The sequence below is a fragment of the uncultured Campylobacter sp. genome (assembly GCF_938002845.1).
GTDB lineage: Bacteria > Campylobacterota > Campylobacteria > Campylobacterales > Campylobacteraceae > Campylobacter_B.
This window is the reverse complement of record NZ_CALKZP010000008.1, coordinates 21,493-41,329: the sequence shown is the minus strand read 5'-3', so window position 1 is coordinate 41,329 and position 19,837 is coordinate 21,493. Positions and strand designations below refer to the sequence as shown.

30 protein-coding genes are annotated in these 19,837 nt (G+C 47.3%); all 30 read left to right on the top strand.

What is annotated here, in order from left to right; translation table 11 throughout:
• Positions 1 to 36: 36 nt before the first annotated feature.
• The 30 genes from Q0224_RS00805 to Q0224_RS00660 all read left to right on the top strand — a co-directional run bounded on the left by Q0224_RS00805 (position 37) and on the right by Q0224_RS00660 (position 19,837).
• Positions 37 to 159 (top strand): hypothetical protein, encoded by a 123-nt coding sequence (locus Q0224_RS00805; RefSeq protein WP_297948221.1) that lies wholly within the window; start codon positions 37 to 39, stop codon positions 157 to 159.
• Entirely contained in the window at positions 156 to 977 is an 822-nt protein-coding gene (locus tag Q0224_RS00800; protein ID WP_297948218.1) for a PD-(D/E)XK nuclease-like domain-containing protein, read from the top strand. Before Q0224_RS00805 ends, Q0224_RS00800 begins: the two co-directional genes overlap by 4 nt.
• Positions 978 to 987: 10 nt before the next feature.
• The gene (locus tag Q0224_RS00795; RefSeq protein ID WP_297948215.1) at positions 988 to 2,022 is read left to right on the top strand and encodes a RecT family recombinase; all 1,035 of its coding nucleotides are present in this window, start codon (positions 988 to 990) and stop codon (positions 2,020 to 2,022) included.
• Positions 2,015 to 2,461: a single-stranded DNA-binding protein gene (ssb, locus tag Q0224_RS00790; RefSeq protein WP_297948211.1), complete on the top strand. Its 447-nt coding sequence runs from the start codon at positions 2,015 to 2,017 to the stop codon at positions 2,459 to 2,461. Before Q0224_RS00795 ends, ssb begins: the two co-directional genes overlap by 8 nt.
• 10 nt (positions 2,462 to 2,471) lie before the next feature.
• Positions 2,472 to 2,633, top strand: coding sequence for a hypothetical protein (locus Q0224_RS00785; RefSeq protein WP_297948208.1), 162 nt, complete (start codon positions 2,472 to 2,474; stop codon positions 2,631 to 2,633).
• Between the two features lie 264 nt (positions 2,634 to 2,897).
• On the top strand, positions 2,898 to 3,707 hold the full coding sequence (locus Q0224_RS00780) for a BRO family protein (RefSeq protein ID WP_297948205.1): 810 nt from the start codon (positions 2,898 to 2,900) through the stop codon (positions 3,705 to 3,707).
• Positions 3,704 to 4,642 carry a P63C domain-containing protein gene (locus Q0224_RS00775; RefSeq protein ID WP_297948202.1) on the top strand — a complete coding sequence of 313 codons (939 nt, stop codon included), beginning with the start codon at positions 3,704 to 3,706 and terminating at the stop codon, positions 4,640 to 4,642. The genes Q0224_RS00780 and Q0224_RS00775 overlap by 4 nt, the downstream gene beginning before the upstream one ends.
• 1 nt (position 4,643) lies before the next feature.
• Complete coding sequence (locus Q0224_RS00770; protein ID WP_297948200.1) at positions 4,644 to 4,880, top strand: transcriptional regulator; 237 nt, start codon at positions 4,644 to 4,646, stop codon at positions 4,878 to 4,880.
• A 150-nt stretch (positions 4,881 to 5,030) separates the two neighbouring features.
• A complete protein-coding gene (locus Q0224_RS00765; protein WP_297948197.1) occupies positions 5,031 to 5,234 on the top strand; it encodes a hypothetical protein in 204 nt (67 codons plus the stop codon).
• Positions 5,231 to 5,983, top strand: a complete 753-nt coding sequence (locus Q0224_RS00760) for a BRO family protein (RefSeq protein WP_297948194.1) — start codon at positions 5,231 to 5,233, stop codon at positions 5,981 to 5,983. Before Q0224_RS00765 ends, Q0224_RS00760 begins: the two co-directional genes overlap by 4 nt.
• Position 5,984: 1 nt before the next feature.
• Positions 5,985 to 6,383 carry a hypothetical protein gene (locus tag Q0224_RS00755; protein ID WP_297948190.1) on the top strand — a complete coding sequence of 133 codons (399 nt, stop codon included), beginning with the start codon at positions 5,985 to 5,987 and terminating at the stop codon, positions 6,381 to 6,383.
• Between the two features lie 18 nt (positions 6,384 to 6,401).
• Positions 6,402 to 6,890, top strand: coding sequence for a hypothetical protein (locus tag Q0224_RS00750; protein WP_297948187.1), 489 nt, complete (start codon positions 6,402 to 6,404; stop codon positions 6,888 to 6,890).
• Entirely contained in the window at positions 6,877 to 7,257 is a 381-nt protein-coding gene (locus tag Q0224_RS00745; protein ID WP_297948184.1) for a YopX family protein, read from the top strand. Before Q0224_RS00750 ends, Q0224_RS00745 begins: the two co-directional genes overlap by 14 nt.
• Positions 7,254 to 7,697: a hypothetical protein gene (locus tag Q0224_RS00740; protein WP_297948182.1), complete on the top strand. Its 444-nt coding sequence runs from the start codon at positions 7,254 to 7,256 to the stop codon at positions 7,695 to 7,697. The genes Q0224_RS00745 and Q0224_RS00740 overlap by 4 nt, the downstream gene beginning before the upstream one ends.
• 11 nt (positions 7,698 to 7,708) lie before the next feature.
• Entirely contained in the window at positions 7,709 to 7,954 is a 246-nt protein-coding gene (locus tag Q0224_RS00735; RefSeq protein ID WP_297948180.1) for a hypothetical protein, read from the top strand.
• A gap of 229 nt (positions 7,955 to 8,183) precedes the next feature.
• Positions 8,184 to 8,366: a hypothetical protein gene (locus Q0224_RS00730; RefSeq protein WP_297948176.1), complete on the top strand. Its 183-nt coding sequence runs from the start codon at positions 8,184 to 8,186 to the stop codon at positions 8,364 to 8,366.
• On the top strand, positions 8,359 to 8,559 hold the full coding sequence (locus Q0224_RS00725) for a hypothetical protein (protein WP_297948173.1): 201 nt from the start codon (positions 8,359 to 8,361) through the stop codon (positions 8,557 to 8,559). The genes Q0224_RS00730 and Q0224_RS00725 overlap by 8 nt, the downstream gene beginning before the upstream one ends.
• Positions 8,560 to 8,615: 56 nt before the next feature.
• A complete protein-coding gene (locus tag Q0224_RS00720; protein WP_297948169.1) occupies positions 8,616 to 9,134 on the top strand; it encodes a hypothetical protein in 519 nt (172 codons plus the stop codon).
• 3 nt (positions 9,135 to 9,137) lie between these two features.
• A complete protein-coding gene (locus Q0224_RS00715; protein ID WP_297903448.1) occupies positions 9,138 to 9,476 on the top strand; it encodes a hypothetical protein in 339 nt (112 codons plus the stop codon).
• Positions 9,477 to 9,478: 2 nt separating this feature from the next.
• Entirely contained in the window at positions 9,479 to 10,495 is a 1,017-nt protein-coding gene (locus Q0224_RS00710; protein ID WP_297948166.1) for a tyrosine-type recombinase/integrase, read from the top strand.
• Between the two features lie 215 nt (positions 10,496 to 10,710).
• Entirely contained in the window at positions 10,711 to 11,100 is a 390-nt protein-coding gene (locus Q0224_RS00705) for an NAD(P)H-quinone oxidoreductase subunit 3 (RefSeq protein WP_005869774.1), read from the top strand.
• Positions 11,082 to 11,591 carry an NADH-quinone oxidoreductase subunit B family protein gene (locus Q0224_RS00700; protein WP_297948163.1) on the top strand — a complete coding sequence of 170 codons (510 nt, stop codon included), beginning with the start codon at positions 11,082 to 11,084 and terminating at the stop codon, positions 11,589 to 11,591. The genes Q0224_RS00705 and Q0224_RS00700 overlap by 19 nt, the downstream gene beginning before the upstream one ends.
• A complete protein-coding gene (locus Q0224_RS00695) occupies positions 11,591 to 12,379 on the top strand; it encodes an NADH-quinone oxidoreductase subunit C (protein ID WP_297948160.1) in 789 nt (262 codons plus the stop codon). The genes Q0224_RS00700 and Q0224_RS00695 overlap by 1 nt, the downstream gene beginning before the upstream one ends.
• Positions 12,379 to 13,605 carry an NADH dehydrogenase (quinone) subunit D gene (nuoD, locus tag Q0224_RS00690; protein WP_297948158.1) on the top strand — a complete coding sequence of 409 codons (1,227 nt, stop codon included), beginning with the start codon at positions 12,379 to 12,381 and terminating at the stop codon, positions 13,603 to 13,605. The genes Q0224_RS00695 and nuoD overlap by 1 nt, the downstream gene beginning before the upstream one ends.
• Positions 13,602 to 13,832 (top strand): NADH-ubiquinone oxidoreductase subunit E family protein, encoded by a 231-nt coding sequence (locus tag Q0224_RS00685; protein WP_297948155.1) that lies wholly within the window; start codon positions 13,602 to 13,604, stop codon positions 13,830 to 13,832. Before nuoD ends, Q0224_RS00685 begins: the two co-directional genes overlap by 4 nt.
• A complete protein-coding gene (locus tag Q0224_RS00680) occupies positions 13,829 to 14,536 on the top strand; it encodes a hypothetical protein (RefSeq protein WP_297948152.1) in 708 nt (235 codons plus the stop codon). Before Q0224_RS00685 ends, Q0224_RS00680 begins: the two co-directional genes overlap by 4 nt.
• Position 14,537: 1 nt before the next feature.
• Positions 14,538 to 17,120: an NADH-quinone oxidoreductase subunit G gene (locus Q0224_RS00675; RefSeq protein ID WP_297948150.1), complete on the top strand. Its 2,583-nt coding sequence runs from the start codon at positions 14,538 to 14,540 to the stop codon at positions 17,118 to 17,120.
• Positions 17,117 to 18,112 carry an NADH-quinone oxidoreductase subunit NuoH gene (gene nuoH, locus Q0224_RS00670; protein ID WP_297948148.1) on the top strand — a complete coding sequence of 332 codons (996 nt, stop codon included), beginning with the start codon at positions 17,117 to 17,119 and terminating at the stop codon, positions 18,110 to 18,112. The genes Q0224_RS00675 and nuoH overlap by 4 nt, the downstream gene beginning before the upstream one ends.
• A gap of 10 nt (positions 18,113 to 18,122) precedes the next feature.
• Complete coding sequence (nuoI, locus tag Q0224_RS00665; protein ID WP_297948144.1) at positions 18,123 to 19,313, top strand: NADH-quinone oxidoreductase subunit NuoI; 1,191 nt, start codon at positions 18,123 to 18,125, stop codon at positions 19,311 to 19,313.
• Positions 19,310 to 19,837: an NADH-quinone oxidoreductase subunit J gene (locus Q0224_RS00660; protein WP_297948141.1), complete on the top strand. Its 528-nt coding sequence runs from the start codon at positions 19,310 to 19,312 to the stop codon at positions 19,835 to 19,837. The genes nuoI and Q0224_RS00660 overlap by 4 nt, the downstream gene beginning before the upstream one ends.

Sequence of the window (19,837 nt, the reverse complement as noted above, 5' to 3'; positions counted from 1 at the left end):
TCGAATCTTAGATTTGGGATATTGAAAGGGTAAAAAATGAGCTTAAAAGATTTTAGAAAGGCATTTAAAGCCTACCGGATTTGGATAGGTGTCGATAAACACACGAAATTTAGCAGCTTCGCCAAATTTGTGAATGCTCGTAAAAAGGAGATGAAATGAGTGAAACAATGAGTATCAAAGACTACCACGCACGAGCCGAAATCTCTAAAAGCGATTTGGATCTCTTGGCTAAAAGCCCCTACCACTTCAAATTCAAAGACGAGTTCGAAAAGCCTGATAGTAAGGCCTTGATCTTAGGCTCCGCCGTGCATAAGCTGGTTTTAGAGCCTGCGGATTTTTTAAAAGAATTCGCCGCTGAACCCAAAGCCGATAAACGCACCAAAGAGGGCAAAGAAATTTACGCGGAGTTTTTAAAGGGCGCAGAGGGCAAGACCGTGCTAGACGCCGAAACTTACGAGAAAGCGACCGCTATCGCAAATGCGGTAAATTCTATGAGAGAGACGGCGCTTTTTTTAAAAGATGGGCTAGCGGAGCAGAGCTATTTTGCGGAGATTTCGGGGGTGCCCGTGAGGTGTCGCCCCGATTTTCTAAACGAAGCGCTAGGGCTTTGCGTAGATTTGAAAACGACCTCCGACGCTAGCGCGGACGGATTTGCAAAATCGGTAGCAAATTTCAACTACCACATCCAAGCGGCGTTTTACACCGACATTTTAAGGCTATGCGGCAAGCGCGTAGAAAACTTCCTTTTTATCGCGGTCGAAACCAAAAAGCCTTATATGACGGGCTTTTATACGCTGGATGATGCGGCAATAGAGCAAGGGCGCAAGACATATCTAGCCCTGCTTGAGCGCTATAAACTATGCATGGAGCGTAACGAGTGGTGGGGATATGCCAAGTTTGAGCCCGAGAGCAAAGAGATAGAGGCGGTGCAGACGTTAAGCCTGCCTGCGTGGAAATTTTATGAAAGTATAGCGTGAAGGATAGATTATGAACCAACTACAACAAACTAAGCCACAAAGCCCGGCAAAGAATTTTAATAGCTTAATGGCGAAATTTGCCGAGCAAAAGATGAGTGAGATCATAGCCCTTAGCGGCGGAAGCAAGGTCAAGGCGGACAAATTTGTAACCGATTTAACTCTGCTCGGAATAGATAAGAATATTTTAGAGTGCGATCCCGTATCCGTCTTTAGCGTTGCTCTTAAAATCGCTCAAGTCGGGCTATCGATAGTAAAAGAGCAGAAGCAAGCCTACATCGTGCCGTTTATGGAACAAGGTGTCAAAAAAGCTCAACTGCAAATAGGCTACATCGGCTGGCGAATTTTAGCAAAGCGCGCGGGCTATGACATAGACGCCGAGCTGGTGTATGAGTGCGATAAATTTGAATACACGGTCGATGAAAACGGCAAGAAATTTATATTTGAAGCCAATCTAAAAGACCGCAACGAAACCGACACCGCGTGGATAAATGAAAATTTATTGGGGGCGATGGTATGGGCTAGAGATAAAAACGGCGTAACCAAAGATTTCATCAGCGCAAAAAAGCTAAATCAGCTAAAAAACACCAATCAAGCGGTAAAAAAGGGCAAATTTTCAGCGTGGACGAATTGGAGCGAGGAGATGTTTAAGGCAAAAGCTATTAAATACATCGCCTCAAAGCTACCGACCGACGATTTTATGCTGATGAGCGCGGTAAATGCCGAAAATGAGGCCTACAAAGAACAACCTAAAATCGAAACTCCCGCAACTCAAAATTTAAACGAGTTTTTGGCAAAAGCAACAGAAAAATCTGCCGCCGAACTTTCAAAACCGATAGATGAGATCATCGAAGCCGCGCCGCTAGAGATCGACGTAGGTGAAGAAGCGCTACCGCTTGACGCTCTGCAAAACGAGCTAGTGGCAAGAGGCATAGACGAAATCGAGGCGGAAAAGCGGATGGAGAGGATGAACCCTGATGAGGCTAAGGCATATCTATCCGATCCCAATAGTATCGACGCATTAGCGGAGGAGTTAAGAAGTGAATAAAGTTGTTTTAATTGGAAATTTAACTCGCGATATCGAGTTGAGATACACGCAGAGCGGATATTGCGTTGGAAACACGGGTATTGCCGTAACGAGGAAATTTAAGAACGCGCAAGGGGAAACGGCAGAGGAAACCTGCTTTATAGATCTGAAGTTTTTCGGACGCACGGCGGAGGTCGCAAATCAATACCTGCGCAAAGGCTCAAAGCTTGCCGTCGAAGGGCGGCTCAAGCTAGAGCAGTGGCAAGATCAAAGCGGACAAAACCGCAGCAAACACGTAGTAGAGGTAGAGAGCTTAGAGATGCTAGGCAGCAATCAGGGCGGGCAGAGCAACCAAAGCAGCGGCACGCAAACCTACGCTCAAAGCGGCGGAGCGCAAAGCAGGGTGGGAAAGCCCGCCGCCGATAAATACGATGACGGCGGCAACACGATCCCGTTTTAAAGGATAAATTATGGATAACGTGGAATGGCTAAACGAATGCGGATCTTACGAGCAGTGGCGCGTCGCAGCAGAGGCACAATGGTGGGAGGATTACGGAGCGGATGCGGCGTATGATAGAGAGATAGACGATGCGGAATATTTCGCTGAAGTAGAGAAAGAAAAAACCCAATGAGTTATCTAAAATCAAAGTAGAATTTTGTATAATTGAGCCTAAAATTTTAAAAGGCCGATTTTGAAAAGATAAAAAGCAAGGTAAAGGATAAGATTATAAGATAATATCCCGGCACTAAGACCGGGGACCCGAGCCTTGCAAGAAGCAAGGAGGCAAATCTCCTTGAAAGAGTAACTAAACCTTAGCTTTAAAGCTTAACTACTCTTTTAAGAAGTGGCGTAATTATAGCGCAGTTTGGTTAAAATTAATTAAAGGGAGCAATAAATGGAAACGCAACTAACTCTTTTTGACGTATCCAACCGGGAAAACGACGCTTTCGAGCTATCCTCGCACAAAAATGGCACTACGTATTGGTTGGCAAGCGAATTGGCGCAAATGCTAGGATACGACGGCGTAAAATCTCTAAATAAAGCAGTGAATAAGGCTATCGCCGTATGCTCTAGCATAGGTTACAACATATTAGATCATTTCAGCCCCGTAGGCAGCGATTATAAGCTATCCCGCTTCGCTTGCTTTTTGGTGTCTATGAATGCCGATATTAAAAAACCAAGAGTGGCGCAAGCGCAGGCATATTTCGCCACTATCGCAGAAGCCCTGCATAGACATATCGAAGCCGAGCAGTTAGAACGCCTAGATGTAAGGGAAAAAACCAAAGACGCAAATAAGGCTTTAACGGGCGTGGCTAGCTCTCACGGAGTGGAATGCTATGCTTATTTTATGGACGCTGGTTATATGGGTATGTATAATATGCATCTAAAAGACCTTTTGCGTATCAAGGGGCTTACGGCAAAGGATAAGGTATTCGACTTTATGGGAGCTCGCGAATTAGCCGCAAATCTTTTCAGGCTTCAAGAAACTAAAGCTAAGATCGAAAATAATCGAATTTACGGACAAAAAAACCTAGAAAACACGGCTTACGAGGTAGGGCGCGAAGTAAGAGGCATAATGATTAGAAACGACGGCGTGCGCCCCGAAATGCTAGCTAGAACCGAGCACATAAAAGAGGTGCAAAACGAGCTTAAAAAAGTAGATAGAAAATTCAAAAAGATAGATAAGAAAAAGGAGAGCGAATGAGCGAAAAGCGAATTAAGCCTAAGCAAATTTTAAAGGCTGTGGCGGGCTCAAAAGATACGCCTATCAAAATCGGTAACGCTTTTTTGGAATGCTATGTCCTGGAGGACGGGACCAGGGTTTTTAGCGGTAACGGCTTGCAAAAAGCCCTGGAGTTTCCGACGACTGCAGGCGGCTCGGCTCTCGTCGCAATGCTGAACGCAGGGGCATTTAAGAGCGTTATCACTGATGAGATTAGGCAAAAGATAGACGATAGAAAAGAATTTATCCGTCCTGGTGCTGGCGGTAAACTTTCCAAGACCTACGGCTATGATGTTACGCTACTTATTGACATTTGCGACGCCCTAATAGAGGGCAAAAACCTAGGGCTATTAACGGACCGACAAAAACGATACGCGGCTATTGCCGAAATCATAATAAGAAGCGTGGCTAAAGTCGGTATCATCGCCCTGGTCGATGAAGCTACCGGTTACCAGTATGAGCGCGAACGCGACGAACTCCAAAAGATACTAAAAGCATATATTAGCGAAGAGCTTTTACCCTGGCAAAAGAAGTTCCCCGACGAGTTTTACAAAGAGCTTTTTAGACTCAACGGCTGGGAATTTTCCGTCAGAGGTATTAAAAAACGTCCTGGTGTTATAGGCAGTTGGACAAACAAACTTATCTACGACGAGCTACCACCTGGAGTGAAAGAGGAGCTAAAAAGGAAAACTCCTACCAGCGCGGCTGGCAACGCCACGGCTAGATACCATCAGTTTTTAACTGCGGACATAGGCGACAGCCATTTAAAAAGCCAAATAGACCAAACTATTATGCTTTTTAGACTATCTGATAATATGCAAGATATGTGGCATAAATTTCAAAAAGCCAAAGATAGAAAATCAGGGCAATTGACGCTGCCTTTTGATTTTGACGAAAGCGGGCACACAAAGGAATAAAATGAGCGAAAACCTAATAAAAGCTACTTGCAAGGAGCTAAATTTAACTTACAAGCAACTTGGCGAAGCGATAGGGTTTAGCGGAGATACGCTTAATAATATGGCATCAAAACCTAACGATAAGCTAAGCGTGCAGTTGATAAGAGCTATTGAGCTTTACCTAGAAACAATAAATTTAAAAAAGGAGTTAGAAAAGCTAGAAAGCCTGAAAGCTATCTTAAAAGATTTAGTAAAGTGATGCCGCTTTACTAAATTTACAATTTAAAATTATACAAATTCTACAAAAAACGATTTAAAATTATAAAAACCCTTGACATTTACAATTTAAAGTTATATAATTCTCCCGTCAAAACAATTTAAAATTATGTTTTGACGATAAGGAGACCCAATGCGAAACCAAACTAAGGCTAAATTCGTCCAGTATCTAGCGCTCTACAAAATAGAGCCGACGGATAGCGACGAGGAAGTAAGCTATAAGGTGCTTGATTGCGCTTATGATCTATTCTGCGCTTTAGACGCGCTAACGAGAAATCACAATGCGATGAAGGCTAAAATTTTAAACATACTTCAACCCAAAGGAGAAACGAAATGAATCTAGAAATTTTTAAAAACGAAAATTTTGAGATCAGAGTTGCGGTCGATGAGACAGGCGAACCGCTTTTTTGCTTAGCCGACGTTTGCAAAATTTTAGAGCTGGCAAACCCAACACATGCAGTAAATGCGATAAAATCGGAGTTTGAGCTCCCTACGTTAAATGTAGGTAGCTTTGATACCGGCTACGGCGTTAAAGAATTTACTATGATAACAGAACCGCAGCTTTACTTCGTGCTGATGCGTAGCGATAAACCAAACGCGAAGCCGTTTAGGATGTGGGTAAATAAAGAGGTTTTGCCTAGCATTAGAAAAACGGGGAGCTATACGCAAAATTTTATCCCGCAGGATTTGCCGACGGCGCTAAGAGCGTATGCAAACGAAGTAGAGCAAAAACAACTCGCGCTAAAGCAAAGAGACTATGCGCTAGCTACTAAAGCGTGGATCGGCTCGAAAAGAGAAGCGACGGCTATGGCTACGGCAAGCGCGGCAAAAAGAGAAGCCGATAAGCTAAGGATAAAGCTGGATCAAAGCAAAGAATACGCGACTATTAAAAAAGTCGCGGGGAATATGAAAACATCCGAAAAAAACTACAACTTCTATTTTTTAAGGGATGTATCGGAGGAACTGGGAAAAGATAGACCTTTTTGCGAGGATAAAAACTATCCAAGAGGACTAAGGGCATATCATAAAGACGTATGGCTTAAAGCCTACAACATAGATATAACAAAATTCGAGGCAGGAGAATAAAATGAGAAAATTTAACATAGTAGTAACGGACGAGCTAGTCGTATCAAAACCTTTTTACGCAGACACGTTAGAGAAAGCTAAAAATCAGGCGGACGTGGATTTTAACAATACGATCATCGATACTTTAGCACAAAACGGATATGAGCGTATAGCAGAAAAGGAATATGAGATCGATGTCGAGTTTACGAAAGAATATGCGCTTGATGAAGTAGATGAGGCTTACGGCAATTTTTGGAATGCTATCGTCGAGTTAAATGAAGAGTTAAATGATTGGACGCCTGAAGGGATAGTGGATGTTTTCGGTAAAGACGGGCAGCTAAGAGAGAAGCTGATGAGTTTGCAAAATAGCCTTAGCAAAATGCAAGAAAAGATTAGCGACTACGAAACCCAGAAATTTTAAGGCAGATATTCAATGTGGATGGATGCTAGAGAATTCGCAAAGCGCGAGGGAAAAAAGCTCTACGTGATAGACGTGCAAGCTAGTAAAGACCGAAAGATCGGGCGTGCGGATCGCTTCCGTAAAGTAGGCGGAGTATTGCAGATAGAGACGGAGCGCTACTACCTCCCACAAAACGATCCGATCACGCCCGAGCTTAAAGAGCGGATAGAGGAGTTGTATTACAAGGCGTGCGAACTTGTCGCAAGCGATTATGAGCTTGCGTGGATCGCACACAAGGGCACGGGCTCGCCGCACTTAAATGTGCTTCAGCGCTTTATACGCTTTCGGTGGCATCGCGGCGGAAAAATAGTGCAGAAAATGTGCGAGAACCTAGAGGCGCTTTTGGCAATGAGAGCAGAAGCGCGCGCAGAGTTTCTGGCTCGCGAGCAGAAAGCTATGAGAGAAGCGGCAAGAAAGCAAAAGGAGGTGCAGAGTGAAACTGAAGGAGAAAGCGATGAGAAAAATTAAGTTTAGAGCGTTTTTTAAGATGGATGAGCGAATTTACGAAGTGACAAGCATTGATTTTGCGAACAAAGAAGTGACGCTTTGGGATAAAGAAACGGCTGTAGATTTTGAGGCGAGTTTCGAAGATATTGAACTATTGCAATATACAGGAATAAACGACATTAACGGTAAAGAAATTTATACGGGCTTTCTCGTTAAATGGGGATTGCGCACCTATCAAATTTGCTTTGATTGTGGATTCTATATGCACGACTTGAGCAGAATAAACCCGGAGTATCCAATTACAAAGGAATTCAAAAACGCTTCAGATGAGTTTGAAGTCATCGGCAACATCTACGGAAGCGCGAAAATTTCAAAGGATACAAAATGACGACAAAAGAAAAGATAGAGGTTATGCAAGCCTATACGAGGGGCGAGGAGATAGAGAGGCGTTCGGCTAATTGCGAAGAAGATGAATGGGCATTTGCAGGATTGCCGGTTTGGAATTGGGAGAAATTTAAATACCGCATCAAACCCAAAGAGCCTAAATTTAAAATAGGCGATAAGATAGTGTGCAAAAGCTCACGAGATATCGCCAATCCCGAGGTTTGGTGCGTCGGATCGTCTATGATAGAGGGAATAGACCCAGATGATTTCATCAATACCAACGACGTCCTTTGGTATTGGGAATACCAAGACGTAGATGGCGAGTGGAAAATGACAGACGCTAGATACACAAAAAGCGACCTTAACAAAGAAGTGCTCGGTCCCAATGAAAGAGAAACGGCTATACCTCTTTATGCGCTCGGATTTAGACTACCGCAAATTTAAAGGAGGATAAAATGCTAAATTTCATATTTTGGGGCATAACGCTTAATTGTTATGCATTTACAATGCTTGTTCTTATAGTGAGGGCTCTGTTCCCAAACGGGCTTCGAAAAAAGAGCGAGAGCAAACTATTACCTATGGTGATCGCCATATTCACGCCTTATTTTGCATTTGTCTTAGGAGTCGCAATCTTTCTATCAATGGCATACTACGGATTTGACGCCGATAAGATAGAGGCGAGATTGGAGAAAAGACGATGAAAAATTTTTTAATCAAAATGTATCGTGCGCTCCCGTCTTTCGATTGTCCGACGCTATATAATGTGCTTCTTGGGCTTTGTGCCATCCCGACAGCGATAGGAATTTTTCTTATTGCTGTGATGTATGTTTTTGAGAACATTATTTTTTGGCGAATGATCCACGTGCTAGCCCTACTTGTTATTTTCCAACTTGCGATGGTAGCAATGGCTGCGTATTTTAAGGATGAGAAATGAAATTTTATGAAGTAAATTACATTAACTGCGGCGATATTTCGACTTTGGAATACTACCGCTATAAAGAAAACGCCTACGCTAGGACATTTGAGCTTAATGCCGCACTGGACAAAGACGAAGAAGATGATGTCTTTTACGGCGTATCGGAAAACGAATTTAAGGACGATCCCGATGAGTAGCCCCGATCGTGAAAAAGAGCGCGAGATGATAAGGCGAATAGAGCAGTTTCACAAAAGAAACAAAGGAAAGTTTGTCGAAACTAAAAGCGTAGAAGTGATCGGGCGAATAGTGCCGTTACTTTTTTACGTGAGCTTTGAGAAACTCGAGAGGCTAGAGCGGCTTTTACGCTTAGAGATAAAAGATAAAGATTAAAGCCCCTTGCGGGGCTTGTGAAGAGGCAGAGATATTTTAACATAAAAGGCTTAAGAATGAATTCACTAGAAGCGTATTTTGCACAAAGAGACTGGATATTACGAAGTGGATATTATCGCAAGCTCACGTGCTTTAGCGCCTATTTATACGCTGATTTTAGAGGGCGCGACACACTAATAATATATGTGCGCGATCCGGACGAAAAAATCGCGCGATTTGCATTTACGCTTACCACGGCTACCGGTCAAAGAAGCAGACGAGGAAGTAACGCATTCGACAATCTATCCATAATAACATCCAGTATGCAAAACATCGACGCAGATGGGGATTTCGAGTTTTACTCGTGGAAAGCTTTTAAAATCGTCAAGTCTCACGGACGCGTTTGGAAAGAGATAGTAGGGAAAGAATTCGCCGCATTTTTTGAGTCCTATATCCCGCCTATGCGAAGGGGAGATGTAAAGATATTCTATAAGACTTTTGAGTTTTTTGACTCTGAAACGGAACAGACTGCGGACGAAATCATAGCAGGAGCTGAGGCGCAAACAATAATAGAGATACAAAAAAAGATGGGATGAGAAATGGGAAAAACGATCGTAGCGCTAAACGCGCAAGTATTGGAAAAGAGCCTAAACGATGCCGTGCGCGATGTAATGCAAAGCACGGAATTTCGCGCCACGTTTTATTCCATAATGTGTGAAATGATGCGGGATTATCATATCGAAAACTATATGCCTGAATGGATAGGGGGCGATAAAAGAGCTGGAGAGCTCATAGGTAAAGATGCTATGGCGATGAAAAATATGCGCCGCTCCGGAAAGTTGCGCGAGGGCGTAGATTGGAAAAAAGCAAACGATAAGGCAGAGCGCGGTAAAATTCTATGGAGTAAAAACGCGCTCCTTAAAATGGTGAAGGGGTAGCGATGGCAAAGATTTATTCAAGAGGCGGACGGCTCTATGCGAGCTGGACGATAGACAAGAGGCGTTTTAGGCGGGCGTTAGGGCTGGACGACACCCCCGAAAACAGGGCGCGGGCGATTGAGGAGATATTGCCCGACGTAAAGAGGCAAGCGGAGCTAAAAATCGCGCCGCGAAAGAATTTTAAACTAAGCTCTTTCGTGGACGAAGTTATCGAGGGCGTAGAAAAGATTTCTACGGAGGCGGCGTATGAAAGCTACAAACAAGCGGTTTTCGCGGTGCTACCCGATAAGAACATCGAGGATTATTCGCCGCTAGATTTTGATATAGCGACGAAAAAACTACGAGCTCGCGGGCTGAAAGATAATTCGCTAAGAGCGTATTTCGCGCCGTTTAAAAGCGCTTTTACGCTAGCGATACAAAAAGGCGTGATAGATCGCAATCCGTGCATCTTACCGCGCCTGCACGTAAAGGTGCAACCAAAGAGCGCATATAGCCCGCAGGAGGTAGCCACTATGCTACAAGAGGCGGAGGGAGAGCTAAAAGCTTTCTTATATTTCGCCTTTTATTCCGGCGCTCGCTGCGGCGAAATTCTCGCTCTTACGTGGGGAGACATAGGCGAACGAGCGATAAGCATAAGCAAAACCCTCGTTCATACGCTAGGCGCAATCAGTCAAACGCCTAAAAATGGAAAAAACAGATATGCGGTCTTGCTCGATCCGCTAAAGAGTTTCATCGCTACGATGAAAAGGGGCGAGGAGAGCGAGCGGATTTTTAAGCTCGACGTGCGAACGATGCAGCGGAAATTTAAAGCGCTATGCGAGCGGCTAGGCTTTGAGGTGCAAACCCTGCACTCGACTAGGCACACGTTTATTTCGCAGTGTGTAGCTAGCGGACTTGATTTGGCACTTATCGCGCGAAACGTAGGGCATAGCAATATCGATATGATAACGCGAGTTTATACGCATTACATACCGAGTGAGGAGAACATAGCCAAGATGCAAAAAGCTTTTGCAAAATAGCTTTTTGGCACAATTTGGCACATTCTTGCACCTCTAGGTGCGAGCAGAGTTGATTTTTGCGCCATTGCAATTACCCTGTCGTTTTATCCCCACTAAATCGCACGGGCGAGGTATATAAATTTTAATTTTAAAAGCGAATTTAGTGGCGCGCGCTAAGCTTTATTAAATCAATACTTCGTTACAATCCACATTAAATTTTAAAACCGAGGCGAAAAATGTCTAGAATTCCGCTGCAAAGCCCGTATTTCGGAATATTCGTAATGCTAATCCTAGCCTTTTGCGTCTTTTCGCTCATCGTTAAACTATCCTCTTTGGTAGGCTCGCGTTTGGCAGATAGGCGCGACGAGCGGCTAAAGGGCGAAATTTACGAAAGCGGCCCCGAAGCCGTCAAACAGCCCAACCGAATGAACTCCCACTTTTTTTTGATAGCCGTGCTTTTCATACTTTTTGATGTCGAGATTATCTTTATGTTTCCGTGGGCGGTAAATTTTAAAATTTTAGGCGTGTTTGGGCTTGTAGAGATGGCGTTTTTCATCGTATTATTAGGCATCGGTTTCATCTACGCCTGGAAAAAAGGAGCGCTAAATTGGCAGAGCATAAGATAAACTACGCGCGCGAAAACGGGCTTCCCGTAGTTCTTACCACCGTCGATAAACTGATCGCGTGGGGCAGGAGCAACTCTTTATGGGCGATGACGTACGGGCTTGCGTGCTGTGCGATCGAGATGATGGCGGCGGGCGCTGGCAGATTTGACTTCGACCGCTTCGGCACGATATTTCGCGCAAGCGTAAAGCAGTCGGAGGTGATGATAATCGCTGGCACGCTTAGCAAAAAGCACGCCGAGTTTACGCGTCGCCTATACGACGCGATGCCAGAGCCCAAATGGGTTATCAGTATGGGTAGCTGCGCCAATACCGGGGGAATGTTTAATACCTACGCGACCGTTCAAGGCTGCGACCGAATAGTGCCTGTGGATATCTATCTGCCTGGATGCGCGCCGCGCCCCGAGACGCTGCAGTTTGCGATGATGGTGCTGCAAAAAAAGATCCGCACCCAAACTCCGCGCCGCGCGCAAAAGGCAAAAAGGCTGATCTGATGAGAAAATTTAATCCCAAAGGCGATCAGAGTAAAAAAAATTACTACAAAGACAGATTTTTCATTCCCGAGGAAACGCCTAAATCCAGCGCAAACGAGAGCGATTTCAAAGACGATCTGGACGCGCTTGAAGGCGTTCAAATTTTAAACTCATACGTGGAATTTAATACTCTCGTACTCTACGTGGAGCCTGCGCAAAATTTAGCGGCGCTACGTGCGCTTAAGAGCGCGGGATATGAAATTTTGTGCGAGCTAAGCGGCGTGGATTTTACCGAGGCTCGCGGCGGCATCGAGGTTTTTTATCAGCTTTTGGATATCAAAAGGGCGCGCCGCGCGCGGCTAAAGTGCTTCGTGCCAAACGAGAGCTTTTTGCAAAGCGCTGCGGGCATCTACAAAAGCGCGAACTGGGCGGAGCGCGAGCTATACGATATGATGGGCGTTTGGATAGAGGCCCATCCGAACTTAGCGCGCCTAATAATGCCCGATGATTGGCTCGGACACCCGCTTTTAAAGTCCTATCCGTTACAAGGAGACGAGTTTGCCAAGTGGTACGAGGTGGATAAAATTTTTGGGGTCGGCGCGCGTGAGCGGATCGGCGAAGAGAACCGAAATTCCGCATTCGTAGATGAAAAGGATACCTTTAACTTTACGCGGCTCTATCACGAGGGCGCTAGAGGCGAGCCGCGCCCGCAAGAAAAAATTTTACAAGAATATCAAGAAGAGGGCGGCGTGCGCTTCGTAAAACGCGCTAAACGCGGAATTTACAAGATCATCACAAAGAGAAAATAATGCAAAATCCAAGCAAGCTAAGACCTTTTTTCGAAAACATCGAGTACGAGCGTGAGGGCGCGAATATGATCTTAAATTTCGGTCCGCAGCATCCAAGCGCGCACGGCCAGCTAAAGCTCGTGCTGGAGCTTGACGGCGAGCGTATCGTGCGAGCCCGCCCCGGCGTGGGCTACATGCACCGAGGCATCGAAAAGATGGCAGAAAATATGATTTACGCAGAGTTCGTCCCCGTAACAGATCGCATCGATTACATCGCATCGGGCTCAAACAACTACGGCTTTTGCGCCGCGGTTGAGAAGCTCTGCGGTATTGAAGTGCCGCGCCGCGCGCAGATCATCCGCACGATCCTACTGGAGCTTAATCGCATTAGCTCGCACCTTCTGTTTTTAGGCACGCACGCGCTTGACATCGGCGCGATGACGGTATTTCTCTACTGCTTTCGTTCGCGCGAATACATACTCGATCTGATAGAGAAATACTGCGGCGCGCGCCTTACGCACAATAATATCAAAATCGGCGGCGTATTTTTGGATCTGCCTAACGGCTGGTTAGAGGAGATGTTGAAATTTTGCGACGAATTCCCGAGCGATATTAAAGAGCTTGAAGATATGCTCGATACGAATAGAATTTGGCTAATGCGAACCGAAGGGGTGGGCGTGATCTCGCACGAAGCGGCTCTTAGCTGCGGCTGTAGCGGCGTGACGCTCCGCGCTAGCGGGCATGCTTGGGATATTCGAAAAGAAGAGCCCTATCTCATCTACGATGAGCTTGACTTCGACGTACCGTATGCGAGCGAGGGCGATTGCTACGCGCGCTATAAGTGCTATATGGCGGAGATGCGCGAGAGCCTTAAAATTTTGCGCCAGTGTGCGAAGCACTATCCGCTGAGCGATCCGCAAATTTTAGCGATCGACCCCGCTTACGTAAATCCTAGCAAAGAGCAGATCATGACGCAGAACTACTCGCTGATGCAGCATTTCGTGCTGGTTACGCAGGGCTTACGCCCACCGGTAGGCGAAATTTACGCCGCGAGCGAGAGTCCTAAGGGCGAGCTTGGATTTTATATCCGCTCGATGGGCGAAAGTCGCCCGTACCGCCTTAAGATCCGCACGCCTAGCTTTTGGCACTGCGCGATCTACGAAGAAATTCTGCCCGGACAGTATCTTGCCGACGCCGCGGCGATCATCGGCAGCACGAATATCATTTTAGGCGAGGTGGATCGATGAAGCGCTACGATTTGAGGCATCTGGGCGATAAATTTTTAAACCGCATGGGCGAAATTTTAAAAAATTCCGCTCGCGGCGAGACGATGATCTTTATGTTTGAGATGGGCGATTTCAGCGCGGTTCAAAAAAGCGCCGATCTAGTTGAGGGGTTAAATTCCACGCTATTAAATTCCATCCGATATAACCAGGTCGATTGGATGATAGTCGCGAAAAAGGGGAGAGAATGAAAATTTTAAATTTCGCGTCGCTGCTTAGCCTGCAAAATCCCGCGCTCGCAGAAGATTTTAAGAGCGCTGAAATTTTAAGCGTATCGCCGCTGCAAGATCCGCATCTTCCGGGCGAGCTGATAAAATGCGAGATCGGCGCGCAAAGCTTCGTGCTGGCGCTAGTCTGCGCTAGTTTTTGCGACGAGCCCTATTTTGCGGATCTGGATCTGGAGTATCTAAGCGGCGAAAGCAGCGTGGGCGAGGAGGAGATCGAGCAGATCGCGGAGTTTTTGCAAAGCGGCTGCGACGCGATTTTGATCGACGATGCGCTTATTAAAACCCATCCCGACGCCGAAAATATCAAAGCTTTTATATCTATCATAGCGGCAAAATTCGGGGTTAAAATTTTAAGCTTACGCGGCGAGCGAGCGGACTTGGGCGCACAAGAGCGGGTAAATTTAAGCCCGCTTAAAGAGCCTGAGAATTTCGACGGCGCCGTGGTTTTCAAACACGATTCGGACGAGCGGCTCATCGGCGGAAGGTATTTTTGCATGGTTGCTAAGATCAAGCACGGCGATCGCGTCCGCATCAAAACGCCGCATTTAAATTTGGAAAAAGAATTTATTTTGGATGAGGAGCTAAAGGGCACGATCGCACTTTTGGGCTCGGGCGGGCAGGGCTTTGGCGGTTATAATTTCGAACTCGCAGAAATTTCTAAGGTTTAAAATGGCAAAGATCACGATCGACGGTAAAGCTTGCGAGTGCGACGAGGGCGAGTATATCTTGCAGGTCGCGCGTCGCTGCGGCGTTTTTATCCCTGCGCTTTGTTATCTAAGCGGCGGTACGCCGACGCTCGCATGCAGGCTTTGTATGGTCGAAGCGGACGGCAAGCGCGTCTATAGCTGCAACGCCAAAGCCAAAGACGGCATGGTCGTTTACAGCCGCAGCCCCGAGATTGACGCCGAGCGCGAGGCGATCACGCAGGTTTATTGCATCAACCATCCGATGGCGTGCGGGGTTTGCGATCAAAGCGGCGAGTGCGAGCTTCAAAATTTAGCCCATCTAATGCGCACGAATGCCCAAAGCTACGCTATCCGCGATACGGCGCGCGAGGTGCAGGATTGGGGTTATTTGAGCTACGATCCTAGCCTTTGCATCGTTTGCGAGCGCTGTATCACCGCCGCGAAAGACCGCCTGGGCGTAGATGCGTTTAAGCTCGTTCCGCGCGGCGGAGACGCGCCGAGTAAGGAGCAAAAGGACGCGATGCCAAAAGATGCCTACGCCGTGTGGAACAAGTTGCAAAAAAGCCTAATCGCGCGGGTAAATGAAAATGATGATTGCGTAAACTACGGCGAGAGCGCGGCGGTCTGCCCGACGGGGGCTCTGGTGGAGAGCGCGTTTAAATACGTCTCAAACGCCTGGGAGCTGCGCCAAATCCCCGCCTCTAATCCGCACAGCAGCGACTGCGAACTGCTTTATTACGAGGTCAAGCGCCGCGGCATAGGCGATGCTGCGGAGAAAATTTATCGCGTTAGCAGCGACATAAATTTCAGCGTTCTGCATGCAGGAGCGCGCTTCGGCTGGGATTTTTCAAACGAGCGGGCGAGCAAAAACGAAGCGGTTTTTAACCGCATCGTGCGCGGCATCGAGGACGGCGAGATCAAAAATATCAAATTTAACAGCTTTATTACCAACGAAGAAGCGCGGATTTTAGAGCTTTTGCGGCAAAAATTTAAGCTCGCTCTGATTAACGACGAAGCGCTTGCGTATCAAAAATTCCTGCGCGAATTTTCTAAGCTTAGCGGCACGAAATTTTATAATGCGGATTCGCAGACGGTTAAAAACAGCGATTTCATCGTAGTTTGCGGCACGTTTTTACGTAGCGACGCGCCAAATCTGGGCTATGCGGTAAACAGCGCCTGCAAGCTAAATAAGGCAAGCGGGATCTATTTTCATCCGTTTTGCGACGAGGGCATTAAGGGTTTTGGCAAAAATTTTATCCATCAGCCGCACGCTGCGGGCTTGGAGGCACAGATCCTGCTTTGGATCTTGCAAAAGTTCGGGCGCGATCTGCCTGAGTGGCTGGATGCGAAACTCGTGGCGGAATTTGAAATTTCGCGCGCCGCGGCGAAGGAAAATTTAGACGAGAAATCCGCAGATTCGCAAAATCTTGAGAATTCTGCGGAAAGTAAAATTTCAAATTTTGCCCGCGCGCTGGGTCTGGACGAGCAAAAAATAGATGAAATTTTGGCTAAAAAGGAGCATTTTTCGCTTATCATCGGCGAGGATTTTATCCGCACGCCAAATAGTGCCACGCTTGCGCGTCTAGCGGGCTTGGTGCAGCGCTACACGCCATTTAAGGTGCTATTGGTGCCGCCGCGCACTAACAGCCTGGGCGTCGCGCTCATCTGTGAGCTTAGCGCGCAAGAAAATGCGGGCGAGACGCTAGGCTACAATGAAGCGGGCGATATTAGTTTCGGCGTGTTGGAAGCGGATCTGGATGCGCCTAGTTTGGTGCAGCAGGAGGGCACGTTTACGAACTACGACAAGCGCGTAGTGCCTAGCAATGCGGCGCTTGATTACGGCGGATACGAGCTAAACGACATCGCCTGTGCGCTTGGGGTTTGCGCGGAGTACGCGATCGGCTATACGCCTAGCTTGGGCGCGGATTTTGAGCCGATTAAATTTGACGATTTAGAAAATTTCTACGACAACGGCGGCGCAAATCACCGCGGATATGAGTTGCGAAACGAGGAGCTCGCCGCAAGCGAGGATGAGTTTGAAATTTCGCTTTCCGCGCCGCTTAGAGTAGGCGAGGGTGAAATTTTAATCTATGAGGCAAATCCACTGCATCAATTCAATAAATTTAGCGGCGCAAGCAGCGGGCTCGGCGAAGCGGGCGCGCTGTATCTAAGCCCTGGCATCGCCGAAGCTCTGGGCGTAAGCGCGGGCGATGTCGTTAAAATTTACCAAGCAGACGGCGCGAGCAACGATAAAAAAACTAGCGGCGCAGGCAAAACGAGTGCTGCTAATGATAAAAGCGGTGCTGGTCGTGCAAAAAAAGCGGATCGCGTTAGCGACGCGCATAAAGCCGGCGGCGCCGGTGATGAAAACAGCGAAAACGGCGCGACTGAGCTCGTAAATTTAAACTGCGAAATCGTCGCTAGCGTAAAGATCGATCCAGGCTTTAGCGGGGCGTATCTGCCGTATTTTGACGAGAAGCTGCGCGGCGAGATATTTTTCAAAACCTCACGCTACGCAAGCGTGAAAATCGAGAAAATTTCAAATTCCAAAGGAGAGGGCAGATGAGCGATAGTGTATTTTATTTCGTAGCTACCGTCTTAAAGGCGCTCGTGATTTTAGCCGTCATCGCGCTGCTCTCGGGGCTTGCGACCTACGCCGAGCGCAAGGTACTTGCCTTCATGCAGCGCAGGATCGGGCCCTCTATGGTCGGGCCTGCGGGGCTTTTGCAGGTAGGCGCGGATATGATAAAGCTTTTTACCAAAGAGGACGCGATCCCTGCGCGGGCAAATAAGCTTCTTTTTAAAATCGCGCCGATAATCTCGGCTACGGGAGCTTTTGTGGCGCTTTCGGTAGTGCCGCTGCTGCCGGAGTTTACTATCGGCGGGCGGACGATACAGCCCATTTTAAGCGATATAAATGTGGGAATTTTATTCCTGCTCGGAGCTAGCGGCACCTGCGTTTATGGTCTATTGATCGGAGGGCTTGCGAGCTACAATAAATGGGGCACTATAGGCGCGTTTCGCGCGTTTTTGCAGATCACCTGCTTTGAGGTGATAAACGGGCTTAGCCTGATCCCTATCGTGATGATCACTGGCTCACTCTCGCTTATCGACATCGTAAGCGCGCAAAGCGGCGGCATAGATAAGTGGTTTATCTGGAAAGAGCCCGTTTGCTTCGCGCTATTTCTCATCGCAGCCTTTGTAGAGTGCAACCGCACGCCGCTGTGCCTTACCGAAAACGAAACCGAGATCGTAGCGGGCGCCGGTACGGCGTATTCTGGCATGCGCTGGGGTATGTTTTTTATCGGCGAATACGCCAATATCATAACCTACTCCGTCGTTACGACGCTGCTGTTTTTGGGCGGATTTAACGCGTTTTGGTTTATCCCCGGCGGCATTATGATGGTATTAAAATCAAGCCTCGTGTTTTTCTGCTTTCTATGGGCGCGCGCGGCGTGGCCGCATCTGCGCCCCGATCAGCTGATGGGGCTTTGCTGGAAAGTCTGCATGCCGTTAGCTCTTGCTTGCGTTCTAATTACCGCGCTAGCGATCGTTTAAGGAGGGCGCGATGGCAAGATATGTCCAGATCGACAAAAGAGCCCCTATTAAATCCGGCGGCGATAAGCTGCGCAGATTCCTCTCCCGCACCTTTCGCGGCGAGCTTTTCGTGGGGCTGTGGGTGGTGCTAAAAAATATGTTTAAGCGCGGCGGCTCGCATACACTTCGGTATCCTATGGAAAAATTTGTCATGCCGCCTAGATACCGCGGCGTGCACAAGCTTATGCGCCTGCTTGAAAGCGGCAGCGAACGCTGCATCGGATGCGGTTTGTGCGAGAAGATCTGCGTGGCGAACTGCATCGCGATGGAGACAAGCCTCGGCGCCGACGGCCGCAAAAAGGTAGATAACTACTCGATAAATTTAGGGCGCTGCGTCTACTGCGGGCTTTGCGCGGACGTCTGCCCCGAGATCGCTATCGTGCACGGCTGCGAATATGAGCTTGCGAGCGAACAGCGCGCGTATTACGGCTTTAAAGAGGATCTTTTGATCCGCGGCGAAAATTTATGCTTAAACGGCGCGGCGCAGGAGTTTGTAGGCTATGGCAGCCTGGATGAAAACGCAGGCGCGCGGATCAAGGTGACGCCGAATGCTTATATAAAAAGCGATGCCGCAAGCGATGAGCTAAGCTCAAAGAGCGTGGATTCAAATTTAAAAAGCAGCGCCGCGGAAAGCTTTAAAAAAGAGGGCGTCGCTAGCGATAAAATTCTATTTTCAAAGGGCGCGGGCTTAAGCGGCGAAATTTTAGCCGAGCGGCAAGACGTCGGGCGGGCAAGCTTAAAGGAAAGCTCCGCCGCAAACGCCGAAAATTCTAAAGAGAATTCTACTGTGGATACTCAAAATTCTACGCTTGATTCGGCGCGAAATTCCAAAGGAAATTCCGCCTCACAAAATGCAAAAGATTCCGCTACGGATAGTAAAAATTTGGTGGAAAATTTTAAAGAGAATTCCGTTGCGCCGCACGCTGACAATTCTGTCGGCGATTCTACGGAAAATTTTAAAAATAATTCCGCTACGAACGACGATTTTTCGGAGAATTCCAAAGAAAATTCCATTCCGCAAGACGCGGGAAATTCCGCCGCGCGAGGCAAAAAATCTAAGGCAAATTCCAAAAAGAATTCTACTGAGAAAGCTGAAAATTCCACGCTTGATTCGGCGCGAAATTCCAAAGAAAATTCCGCCGCGCAGGAGGAGGAGCAATGATACAAACGCTTGCATTTTATTTTTTCAGCGCGGTTTGCCTGTCGCTTTTCGGCATCAGCGTTTTTAGCAAAAACGTCCTTTACGCCCTTAGCGCGCTGGCCGGCGGCATGGTATTTATGAGCGGATTTTTCTTCTTGCTGGATGCGGAGTTTTTAGGCGTGGTGCAGATCATAGTTTACACGGGCGCCGTGATCGTGCTTTACGGCTTCACGCTGATGTTTTTAGGCGCGGATAAAAACGTAAGCGAGCCCAAAAAAGGGGCAAGGCTATTTTTCGCACTTAGCGGCGTGATCGCATTTTTGCTCGTGATTATAGTGCTCGGCGCGGTGGTTGCGAACAACGTAGAAACGCTTAAAATTTTAAATACCGACGACACCGAGGCGCTTGGGATGATTATCTTTACGAAATATCTGGCGATTTTCGAGCTTGCCGCCGTGATGCTGCTCGTGGCAATGATCTGCGCTATCGTGCTTGCGCATAAGCAGATGGACGCGAGCCTGAGCTACGAAGAGAGCGAGGGATAA

What these genes read in the sequence shown, in the direction of transcription:
- Q0224_RS00805 (WP_297948221.1), top strand. Translation starts at nt 37, where the DNA reads ATGAGCTTAAAAGATTTTAGAAAGGCATTTAAAGCCTACCGGATTTGG.
- Q0224_RS00800 (WP_297948218.1), top strand. Translation starts at nt 156, where the DNA reads ATGAGTGAAACAATGAGTATCAAAGACTACCACGCACGAGCCGAAATC.
- Q0224_RS00795 (WP_297948215.1), top strand. Translation starts at nt 988, where the DNA reads ATGAACCAACTACAACAAACTAAGCCACAAAGCCCGGCAAAGAATTTT.
- Q0224_RS00785 (WP_297948208.1), top strand. Translation starts at nt 2,472, where the DNA reads ATGGATAACGTGGAATGGCTAAACGAATGCGGATCTTACGAGCAGTGG.
- Q0224_RS00780 (WP_297948205.1), top strand. Translation starts at nt 2,898, where the DNA reads ATGGAAACGCAACTAACTCTTTTTGACGTATCCAACCGGGAAAACGAC.
- Q0224_RS00775 (WP_297948202.1), top strand. Translation starts at nt 3,704, where the DNA reads ATGAGCGAAAAGCGAATTAAGCCTAAGCAAATTTTAAAGGCTGTGGCG.
- Q0224_RS00770 (WP_297948200.1), top strand. Translation starts at nt 4,644, where the DNA reads ATGAGCGAAAACCTAATAAAAGCTACTTGCAAGGAGCTAAATTTAACT.
- Q0224_RS00765 (WP_297948197.1), top strand. Translation starts at nt 5,031, where the DNA reads ATGCGAAACCAAACTAAGGCTAAATTCGTCCAGTATCTAGCGCTCTAC.
- Q0224_RS00760 (WP_297948194.1), top strand. Translation starts at nt 5,231, where the DNA reads ATGAATCTAGAAATTTTTAAAAACGAAAATTTTGAGATCAGAGTTGCG.
- Q0224_RS00755 (WP_297948190.1), top strand. Translation starts at nt 5,985, where the DNA reads ATGAGAAAATTTAACATAGTAGTAACGGACGAGCTAGTCGTATCAAAA.
- Q0224_RS00750 (WP_297948187.1), top strand. Translation starts at nt 6,402, where the DNA reads ATGGATGCTAGAGAATTCGCAAAGCGCGAGGGAAAAAAGCTCTACGTG.
- Q0224_RS00745 (WP_297948184.1), top strand. Translation starts at nt 6,877, where the DNA reads ATGAGAAAAATTAAGTTTAGAGCGTTTTTTAAGATGGATGAGCGAATT.
- Q0224_RS00740 (WP_297948182.1), top strand. Translation starts at nt 7,254, where the DNA reads ATGACGACAAAAGAAAAGATAGAGGTTATGCAAGCCTATACGAGGGGC.
- Q0224_RS00735 (WP_297948180.1), top strand. Translation starts at nt 7,709, where the DNA reads ATGCTAAATTTCATATTTTGGGGCATAACGCTTAATTGTTATGCATTT.
- Q0224_RS00730 (WP_297948176.1), top strand. Translation starts at nt 8,184, where the DNA reads ATGAAATTTTATGAAGTAAATTACATTAACTGCGGCGATATTTCGACT.
- Q0224_RS00725 (WP_297948173.1), top strand. Translation starts at nt 8,359, where the DNA reads ATGAGTAGCCCCGATCGTGAAAAAGAGCGCGAGATGATAAGGCGAATA.
- Q0224_RS00720 (WP_297948169.1), top strand. Translation starts at nt 8,616, where the DNA reads ATGAATTCACTAGAAGCGTATTTTGCACAAAGAGACTGGATATTACGA.
- Q0224_RS00715 (WP_297903448.1), top strand. Translation starts at nt 9,138, where the DNA reads ATGGGAAAAACGATCGTAGCGCTAAACGCGCAAGTATTGGAAAAGAGC.
- Q0224_RS00710 (WP_297948166.1), top strand. Translation starts at nt 9,479, where the DNA reads ATGGCAAAGATTTATTCAAGAGGCGGACGGCTCTATGCGAGCTGGACG.
- Q0224_RS00705 (WP_005869774.1), top strand. Translation starts at nt 10,711, where the DNA reads ATGTCTAGAATTCCGCTGCAAAGCCCGTATTTCGGAATATTCGTAATG.
- Q0224_RS00695 (WP_297948160.1), top strand. Translation starts at nt 11,591, where the DNA reads ATGAGAAAATTTAATCCCAAAGGCGATCAGAGTAAAAAAAATTACTAC.
- nuoD (WP_297948158.1), top strand. Translation starts at nt 12,379, where the DNA reads ATGCAAAATCCAAGCAAGCTAAGACCTTTTTTCGAAAACATCGAGTAC.
- Q0224_RS00685 (WP_297948155.1), top strand. Translation starts at nt 13,602, where the DNA reads ATGAAGCGCTACGATTTGAGGCATCTGGGCGATAAATTTTTAAACCGC.
- Q0224_RS00680 (WP_297948152.1), top strand. Translation starts at nt 13,829, where the DNA reads ATGAAAATTTTAAATTTCGCGTCGCTGCTTAGCCTGCAAAATCCCGCG.
- Q0224_RS00675 (WP_297948150.1), top strand. Translation starts at nt 14,538, where the DNA reads ATGGCAAAGATCACGATCGACGGTAAAGCTTGCGAGTGCGACGAGGGC.
- nuoH (WP_297948148.1), top strand. Translation starts at nt 17,117, where the DNA reads ATGAGCGATAGTGTATTTTATTTCGTAGCTACCGTCTTAAAGGCGCTC.
- nuoI (WP_297948144.1), top strand. Translation starts at nt 18,123, where the DNA reads ATGGCAAGATATGTCCAGATCGACAAAAGAGCCCCTATTAAATCCGGC.
- Q0224_RS00660 (WP_297948141.1), top strand. Translation starts at nt 19,310, where the DNA reads ATGATACAAACGCTTGCATTTTATTTTTTCAGCGCGGTTTGCCTGTCG.